The sequence below is a fragment of the Synechococcus sp. R6-10 genome (assembly GCF_047461815.1).
Taxonomy (GTDB): Bacteria; Cyanobacteriota; Cyanobacteriia; order Thermostichales; family Thermostichaceae; genus Thermostichus.
In genome coordinates this window covers 1-7897 of record NZ_JANSHW010000076.1, presented here as the reverse complement: position 1 = coordinate 7897, position 7897 = coordinate 1, and the positions used below count along the sequence as shown (strand labels likewise).

9 protein-coding genes and 1 other RNA gene are annotated in these 7897 nt (G+C 56.3%); 7 read left to right on the top strand and 3 right to left on the bottom strand.

Features of this window, described 5'->3' with window-relative positions:
* The first annotated feature begins 549 nt into the window (after nt 1-549).
* From NW837_RS02605 to NW837_RS02580, 6 genes are all read left to right on the top strand, one after another.
* Complete coding sequence (locus NW837_RS02605; RefSeq protein ID WP_414329137.1) at nt 550-657, top strand: PetM family cytochrome b6-f complex subunit 7; 108 nt, start codon at nt 550-552, stop codon at nt 655-657.
* 113 nt (nt 658-770) lie between these two features.
* On the top strand, nt 771-1745 hold the full coding sequence (locus NW837_RS02600; protein ID WP_414329136.1) for a ketopantoate reductase family protein: 975 nt from the start codon (nt 771-773) through the stop codon (nt 1743-1745).
* Between the two features lie 193 nt (nt 1746-1938).
* Complete coding sequence (locus tag NW837_RS02595) at nt 1939-2706, top strand: SDR family oxidoreductase (RefSeq protein WP_414329135.1); 768 nt, start codon at nt 1939-1941, stop codon at nt 2704-2706.
* A gap of 72 nt (nt 2707-2778) precedes the next feature.
* Entirely contained in the window at nt 2779-4038 is a 1260-nt protein-coding gene (locus NW837_RS02590; protein ID WP_414329134.1) for a sensor histidine kinase, read from the top strand.
* Nucleotides 4039-4192: 154 nt separating this feature from the next.
* Nucleotides 4193-4456, top strand: a complete 264-nt coding sequence (locus NW837_RS02585; protein WP_011432496.1) for a helix-turn-helix domain-containing protein — start codon at nt 4193-4195, stop codon at nt 4454-4456.
* Nucleotides 4457-4737: 281 nt separating this feature from the next.
* Nucleotides 4738-4998: a hypothetical protein gene (locus NW837_RS02580; protein ID WP_414329133.1), complete on the top strand. Its 261-nt coding sequence runs from the start codon at nt 4738-4740 to the stop codon at nt 4996-4998.
* Nucleotides 4999-5077: 79 nt separating this feature from the next.
* Here the strand turns inward: NW837_RS02580 and NW837_RS02575 are convergent, their stop codons facing one another.
* Nucleotides 5078-5962, bottom strand: coding sequence for an acyl-CoA desaturase (locus NW837_RS02575; protein WP_414329132.1), 885 nt, complete (start codon nt 5960-5962; stop codon nt 5078-5080).
* A gap of 310 nt (nt 5963-6272) precedes the next feature.
* Here NW837_RS02575 and NW837_RS02570 point away from each other — a divergent pair, with 310 nt between their 5' ends.
* Nucleotides 6273-6974 carry a TetR/AcrR family transcriptional regulator gene (locus tag NW837_RS02570; protein WP_414329131.1) on the top strand — a complete coding sequence of 234 codons (702 nt, stop codon included), beginning with the start codon at nt 6273-6275 and terminating at the stop codon, nt 6972-6974.
* Between the two features lie 200 nt (nt 6975-7174).
* Here NW837_RS02570 and rnpB read toward each other — a convergent pair.
* An RNA gene (gene rnpB / locus NW837_RS02565) (RNase P RNA component class A) lies at nt 7175-7604 on the bottom strand.
* Between the two features lie 32 nt (nt 7605-7636).
* A partial coding sequence (locus NW837_RS02560) for a hypothetical protein (protein WP_414329130.1) occupies nt 7637-7897 on the bottom strand: 261 nt, incomplete at its 5' end.

Sequence of the window (7897 nt, the reverse complement as noted above, 5' to 3'; positions counted from 1 at the left end):
GCGCTTGAGCCAGTCATCGACGATGTCGAACCATCCTCGCTCCTGACGCACGCGCCCTACCGCTATGGTCATCTGAACTACTCCTTAAAGACATCTAAATGAATGAGGACATTAATGAAACTACAAAGTTTGCTTCTTCGAAGCAGGAGCGGAGCCTAGGTATAAAGACTCAACTCCTGGGTCTTTTGCCTCAGTTTCCTTGAACGGCTCTTTGGCAAGAACTGCTCAGGAGTTTCCCGTTAAGTCAGGATCCCTAGCGCTTCAAGACCCTACTTAGAACCGTTTCCACAACTCGCGAGGCCCAACGGGCCATTCGAGAGCCACCAAACAAGCTTTACGGCTGTAGGCATTACAATTTAGCCTATGCCGGTAAAGACTTGTAAATTGCTTTCATTATAGAGGCGGATAGCCGGATCTCATCAAGTCTGGGAGAACGACTGTTTTTCGAGGAGTTGGGTTTGGGCCGCTACACCCTTGGAGTGAAGGCCAGGGCTTGGGATCCGATATCCTGAGAAGGCGATGTATCCCATTTGCGAGGAAGCTGAATCTATGGCTGGCGAGATCTTCACCATTGCTGGACTCTGCATTGTGCTGACCCTGGTGGGCGTGGCACTTGGATATGGGATCCTAAGGGTGACCCAAGGGGGGGCAGAGTAAAGCTGTCGAGGATTTCTCCCGGGCCCGGTATCGGGCCTTGTTACAGCTCCATGTCAATTCCATGTCAATTGGCCACCTGGATATGAGGTGGGTGGCGGAAAGATGATAAACTCATGAAGATTTGTATCGTTGGCGCTGGGGCGGTGGGAAGTCACTTGGCCATATGCCTGGCTCGGTCTGGCTTTCCCGTCAGTGTCGTGGCCCGTGGAGCTCACCTGCAGGCCATCCGCACCCAAGGTCTGAAGCTCATCCGGCAGGGGGATCCCTCCCAAACCTGGGTAGAGCGGTTGACAGCCACCGACGATCCGGCTGCCCTGGGCCCACAGGACTGGCTGATAGTGACGGTCAAGGCCCACAGCTTGCCGCAGCTTGCCCCTCGACTGGGATCCCTGTGTGGCCCCGACACCCCCATTGTGATCGCCCAGAATGGTATCCCCTGGTGGTACTTTTACCGGCATGGGGGCGAGTTTGAGGGGCATTCCCTGACTTCCGTGGATCCAGAAGGGGTTATCGCTGCTCATTTGCCGATAGAGCGGGTGATTGGCTGTGTGGTGTACATTGCCGTGCAGTTGGCAGAGCCGGGAGTGGTCTTGCACACAGGGGGTGGGCGCTACATTCTGGGGGAGCCGGATGGATCCCTGTCAGGACGGCTGCAGTCCTTGGCCGCCATCTTTGAACAGGCGCAGCTTTCCACCACCCTCACCTCGCAGATTCGGGCCGAGATCTGGCAGAAACTGTGGGGCAATGCCGCCTTCAATCCCATCAGCGCCCTCACCCGGGCTGCTCAAGATGAAATTGCCCAATACCCACCCACCCGTGCTTTGGTTCGGTCGGTGATGCAGGAAGTTGAGGCTGTAGCTCAAGCTCTAGGGATCCGGCTGCCGGTCTCTTTGGAAGAGCGGCTAGAAGATGCAGCCCGCGTGGGATCCCATCGCACCTCGATGCTGCAGGATATTGAGCTGGGGCGACGGACGGAGATCGAGGCCATTGTGGGAGCCATCACCGAGTTGGGGCGTTTGGTGGGGGTGCCCACTCCCCATTTGGATACTCTGTATGCTTGCGTCAAGCTGCTGGAGCGCTCTCTTTAGGCTCTTGCAGGGAGCGGTAGGGTCGCTACCGAACGGCAGAGAAACGATTCGTTTGCTGGATCCCAGGCTCCCCCCTGGGGAAGTGGCTCGAACTCTAGAATGGCTGTAGCCTCGAACTGACGAGGAAGCTGAAGGTGGCTGTCCATTTTTCTCCGACTCAACCCAACTGAAATCACAGCATTTGAATTAGCAAATGATGCTTGAAAACTCCATCGTGCTCATCACCGGAGCCAGTAGCGGCATTGGGGCCGCTTGTGCCACCCTTTTTGCCCGTTCTGGAGCCCGCCTGATTCTGGTGGCCCGCCGTCAGGATCGGCTGCAGGAACTGGCTGGGGAATTGCAGCAGGCTTACGGCACTCCTTCCTACCTGCTGGCTTTGGATGTGCGGGATGGGGCAGCCGTGCAGCAGGCGCTCCAATCTCTGCCCTCGCCGTGGGCCGACATCGACATCTTGATCAACAATGCCGGTTTAAGTCGTGGCTTAGACAAGCTCCACATGGGGGCCTTGCAAGATTGGGAAGAGATGATCGATACCAACCTCAAGGGTCTGCTCTATGTTACCCGCGCCGTTTTGCCCGGCATGGTGGAGCGAGGTCGAGGCCATGTGGTGAACATCGGCTCCATTGCCGGTCGGCAGACCTACCCAGGTGGCGCTGTGTATTGCGCTTCTAAGGCCGCCGTGCGGGCCATCTCCGAGGGGCTGAAGCTGGATTTACTGGGCACCCCCATTCGCGTCACCGAGATTCAGCCGGGCCTGGTGGAAACCGAGTTCAGCCAAGTGCGCTTCCGTGGGGATCGCGCCCGCGCGGCAGCAGTGTATCAGGGCCTCACCCCCTTGACGGCGATGGATGTGGCTGAAGTGGTGGTGTTTGCGGCAACCCGTCCCCCCCACGTGAACATCAGCGAGATCTTGCTTGTGCCCACCGACCAAGCCAGTACCACCCTCGTACATCGTCGATAAGAGGCCGGCAACCGGGCTTTCGCCTCCACTCTTGCTTCCCTGAGCGACAATGGCAGCAAAGGTGGTGGGAACATGGGACTGGAAGCCGGGATCCTGATCGGGTTGGGAATCGGTTTGCTTTGCACGTTGCTCCTGCTGTGGCAGACTCGGCGCCGTTTCAGACGCGAATTGCAGCGGTTGGGATCCCTGGTGCATCTGGCCATGCCCCTCCACTCCCTGGAACAGATGCTCAGCTTGCTCAGCCGTTATCTTCGCCAACAAGATCTGGATTGGGCCAACCAAAAACAGCAACTGCAAAACTGGCAATACCTGAGTCAGCGGCTCCCTTGGGGATATCTGCGGGTAGACGAAAACAACGTGGTGCTGGAGTGCAATCCTGCCGCCCAGCGCCTGCTGCGCATCAGCCAATGGCAGCCGGGCATCAAGCTCTTGCTGGAATGGGTGCGCTCCTATGAGTTGGATCAGCTCATCGAGGCTACCCGCCGACAGGAGACCGCTGCTCCTGTCCAAAGTCGCGAATGGATTTTCTACCCTTCCGGTGGGGATGGCAAACCGATTCCGCTGCGGGCTTGGGGGTTGCTCCTGCCGCAAGCGCACGTGGCCATTTTTTTAGAAGACCGGCTGGAAGCAAAAATGCTGGCCCAACAGCGGGATCGCTGGGCTTCGGATGTGGCTCACGAGCTGAAAACCCCCCTCACCTCCATTCGCTTGCTGGCCGAAACTTTACAAAGCCGGGTCGATGCCGCTCAAGCAGTCTGGGTGGAACGATTGCTAAATGAAACTCTGCGCCTGAGCCATTTGGTTCAAGACTTGCTCGAACTCAGCGCCCTCAATTTGGGAGCCGCATCCCGCTCTCAGTGGCGCTGGGTGGATCTGGCAAGTCTGGTGCAGGAAGCCTGGCAAAGTGTAGAGCCGTTGGCCAAGCCTCGACACCAGGAACTGCACCTGAGCGGATTGTCCCAGATTTACCTCTGGGGAGATGAGCAACGCCTATACCGCCTCATCCTCAATCTCTTGGACAACGCCGTCAAGTATGGCAAGCCCGACTCTCCTATCCATGTGGTGCTTTCGGAGCAGGGATCCCAGGTGCAGTTAGAGGTGTACGACCACGGCCCCGGCCTGCCAGAAGATCAATTTGAGTTGGTCTTTCAGCCCTTTTACCGCACCGACACTGCGCGGGCCCGCAGCAAAGGCGGAACCGGCCTAGGGCTGGCAATTGTGCGACAAATTGTCGAAGTTCACGGGGGCACCATCCAACTGCGCAATCACCCACAAACCGGTGGGCTGTGGGTTCAGGTGGAACTGCCCCGGAAGCACTTGGATCCCTTGTGAAACCCGCCCGAAGACGCTCGCATCAGTGGCCTGCAGCCGGAGTCTGGCCGAGAATCGCTCAAGATTTCCCTGCTGCAGGGCTATCCATCTCAGGGGTGATCCCCTAGAATTGGGGTAGGTAATCTTTACAGTTCATCTTAAGCAGGCATTCGGAATGGGTACTGACTATCATTCCGCAGACTTGTTGTCCGAACGGGAGCTGCAGGTCATCGAGTTGATTGCAGCAGGACTGACCAATCAGGACATCGCGGAACGCCTAGAGATCAGCAAGCGCACCGTTGACAATCACATCAGCAATATTTTGAGCAAGACCCGAACGGCAAATCGGGTGGCCTTAGTACGCTGGGCCTTGCAATGGGGAAAGATTTGCCTAGATCAGGTAAACTGCTGCACTTTGGTCGATGACAAAATTGCTTAGTCCTATCCTGTTTTGCCGGTCAAGTGTCCAGCAAAGAGTGTTGAGCGGGGGGGTTTTGGTGACTGTATTGCCCAGAAGTTATAGTCATTTCAATGAGGAATGAAACTGTTCCGTTGCAGTGCTTCCTAGCTCTTCTCTCTCTTAGGGAGAGGGATTGGGGGGCTCGCGGAAGTGATGCGGAGCATTTGGGCGACACCGCGGAGTAGTTAGGAAGCGTCTTAATCTAACTTGAAGTGACTATACTTGAGTTGTTTTGAGCTACGTTGATTGGGTTGTCATACGTGAGCGTCCCCAAGCTGAAACGCTACGCTGTTCGCTACGATCCTATGCCCCTGATGGTTTATCGGGAATTGGCTGCCCATTTGGCTTGTGTTTCAGGGGTGAAAACGGAGCTGGAGTGGAAAAAAAACTCCACCTTTCGCTACCAAGACAGCCAAATAGAGGCATTGCATATTCATCAAGAACCCGATGCCGACATAGAACAAATTAAGCGTATTCTTGACCACTATGGAGCGTGGCAGTATAGCCCCTTAGAAGACTAGCTCTCTCTGCAACCCAAAAGGGATCCCTAGGGATAGGGATCCCCGGATGATTCCTCTGCAAGGTCTGGGAAAAACCAGTTCAGCGAGCAGCTTGGCCTTGGGCAGGCAGGTGCAGCTTACGAGCCAGGCCCAATCTCGCCAACAGCCAAATGGCCCAGTAGGTCATGTCGATCTCCCACCAACGCAAACCGGCCTTAACGCACTTCGGGTCGGCATGATGGTTGTTGTGCCAGCCTTCACCATAGGTCAGAATCGCCGCCCACCAAAGGTTACGGGCATTGTCGTTGCTCTCGAAAGTCCGGTAACCCCAGAAGTGGCTGGCCGAGTTGATCAACCAGGTACAATGCAGCAGCAGCACTGTCCGCACGAAGATACCGTACACGACGAATGACCAGCCCCCCAGCAGGTAGAGTATTGCAGCCAACGGCAGTTGCAAAAGCAGAGCATACCTATCCAGCCAGCGGTAGAAGGGATCCCGAGCCAAGTCGGGCGCAAAGGCAAAATACTTCTCAGGGTTAAAAAATTCTTCGCGGTGGTAGATCAGCCAGAGCACATGGCTCCACCAAAAGCCCTTACGAGCAGAATAGGGATCCCTCTCCTCATCTTCGGTGAAGGCGTGATGCTGACGGTGGCCACCCACCCAAAAGATCGGCCCCCCTTGAACGGCCAGGGCACCGAGAGTTGTGAAGACATATTCCAGCCACTTGGGCACCTGGAAACTACGATGGCTGAGCAGGCGGTGGTACCCCAAGCAGATGCCTAAGCTGCCGAAACACCAGTGGAGAAATAGGGCTACTCCCAGAGCGGGCCAGGAGAAGAAGAAAATGCCTCCCACCAAAGCCACCACGTGAAAAATGGCAAAGAAGAGCACATGTTCCCAAGCAAACCGAAAGGACTCTTGGGGCTCGGGCCGATTGAGCGGAGCGGGATGATTCAGCGATTGGCGAGAAAAAGAAGTGGTCATGAACCCACAAAACCTCAGAAGAAGAAGTAGACTAGACTGACTAGGAAAGAGCCAAAACACAAAGCCCAAGTTAAGGCCGCCGGATAACAGCGGCCCAACGTGAAAACGGAGTCAAGCCCCTGAAGACACCGCCATAGCCAGCGGTGACTTGCTATGTGCTCCGCTGTGATGAACTTGGCTACACAGGAAGAAGAGGAGCAGAGGCAACGCTGCCGACATCCTCTCGCTTGACATTAAGCCTAGCGGTATTCCACCGTAAATGCAAGCGTCACTTGCAGCCCGCCGCAATTCTTCAGGTTTTCTCCTCACTATGGCACGTCCTTCTTCTCGGCAAAGGCTGCTGAATGCGGCTCGGGAGCTGTTCGTTCGTCAGGGCATCACCCAGACCACCACCCGTCAAATTGCGGATTTGGCCGGAGTGAATGAGGTCACCCTGTTTCGGCACTTCGGCACCAAGCAAGGGTTACTCCTGGCCGTATTTGGGGAGCTGGGGGTCTTTTCCGGCATAGCCGATCTGCCCCTGAAGGCGGATCCCGCCCCCTCTCAAGGCTCTGGGTTACAAGCCATTCTCCTGCGCTACGTCCACACCTGTTTTCGGGCTTTGGCCGACAATCCTGAGCTGGTGCGCTCCCTGGTCGGGGAGGCCGGTCTTTATTCTGAGGAGCATCGTCGCGCCTTGCGGATGGGTTTTTCTCAGGCCCAAGAACAACTGACAGAGTATTTGCGGCGATTTCCCAACTCTGAGTTGCAATCTGTCGAGCCGGATCGCCTTTATGCAGCCGTTGGGGTTTTGCATGTAATGATTTTGGGAGCAGCAATGCTGGCGGTAACTGCCGAGTTGCCTTCCGTTGGCGCCGACGGAACCGAGCCCTCTGTTGAGGGGCAGCTATCGGATGAAAAATCTAAAAAATCAGAGAAAGGCGCCGAAACCGCCAGGATCCCCCCCCTTCTGCAAGCCTGCGTGGAGCTGTGGATGGCAGGCGTGACCAGAATGACAGAACCTACGCCGTAGCGCAGCCACCCACAATTGGACAAGGCTCTCCAAGTGCCCTAGGTGGGCATGCGATACAGCTTCTCCCAACGACACACTGACTACGGCCAATAAATAGCCCCAGACCACAGGGATCCCGGCAACCTGCAGAACTCCCGTGAGCTCGGAACAAACTCTCTCTGTGTGCAAATAGATGTGCAAACAGGTAGATGTGCAAGTAGAAAAGAGAGGAGGTTGTAAGCCGGGTTCTGTAGTGCAGAGTTGCACTGGCGATCATCTATCTGGGAGTGATGTTACCATCACCCTCTAGCGGCTCACCACCATCGAGAGCACCCTTCCCCACTTTGGGTACCGTGACCTCGATGCAACCGACAGGGGCGAAGAACAGCCATAGTCCTGCGGCTGCGGCCTTGCTTTCCACCGGGGTTTACCGAGCCAACGCCTCACGACGTTGCTGGTGGGCTCTTACCCCACCTTTGCACCCTTACCTGTGCTGGGATCCCAGCCATCGGCGGTATGTTTCTGTGGCACTATCCTCGCGGTTACCCGCACTGGGCTTTCCCCAGCGGTGTGTTCTTCTGAAAGCCCGGACTTTCCTCATCCCGCTGTCTGGTGGCGACAGCAAGGACGCGATCGCCTGCCCCTCCTCTCTCTTCAGCTCGATCCTACTGCATCTTCCAAACCTAGAAAATCCCGGAAATCGGTACAAACTCCACTTGATCGGGAATGTTGGGGGCCAGGTGTAAGATTTGCCGGTTCAAATCCATCACCACAGCCGCCACGCTTTCGGTGCGATCCCAGGCGGGCAGATGGGGATCCGGATAGCGGCAGATGCAGTGGGGGGCATTCGTCCGGTCTTGTAGGATTTTTTGAAGAGTGACCGCCTCTAGGGTTCCGGTTTGAGCGCTCTGGCGAAGCAAATGATAGGCCCGTTCTAGCCTTGT